The following is a 473-nucleotide window of genomic DNA, read 5'->3' as shown; positions in this document are numbered from 1 at the left end:
CCGCTAAAACACTATCTAATCTATCTAATATTCCGCCATGACCAGGTAAAATATTACCACTATCTTTAACCTTAGAAATCCGTTTTAATAAGCTTTCAAATAAATCTCCAATTATTGATAATGCCAAAAATATATGGGTAATTATAAAAATATACCCTATTTGTTTTAAAACTTTCATAATTGAATATGAATAAAATTGTTTATTACCACACATAATGCCCATAAAAAACATAAGCATAACTAAAATACTAATTACATATCCTACCCATACCCCTTCCCAGGTTTTATTTGGACTAACAATGCTTAATTTATGCTTACCTAAAAATTTTCCTCCAAAATATCCACCACAATCTATGCTAATAATCATTAAAATTATTCCTAGTAAATAATAACTATTATTATGCTTTATATAATTAATTGCTAACCAACTAGGAATAAGTATCATTAAACAACTGCATATGTTAAATGTTTTC

1 protein-coding gene is annotated in these 473 nt (G+C 26.2%); it reads right to left on the bottom strand.

What is annotated here, in order from left to right:
- The coding region (locus AC3DEV_RS16900; protein ID WP_488372852.1) for a phosphatidate cytidylyltransferase at nucleotides 1-445 on the bottom strand (445 nt) is incomplete at its 3' end.
- Nucleotides 446-473: the final 28 nt, after the last annotated feature.

Source organism: Dietzia sp. IBK-p2-15D, assembly GCF_057773105.1.
This window is presented reverse-complemented; position numbering and strand designations above follow the sequence as displayed.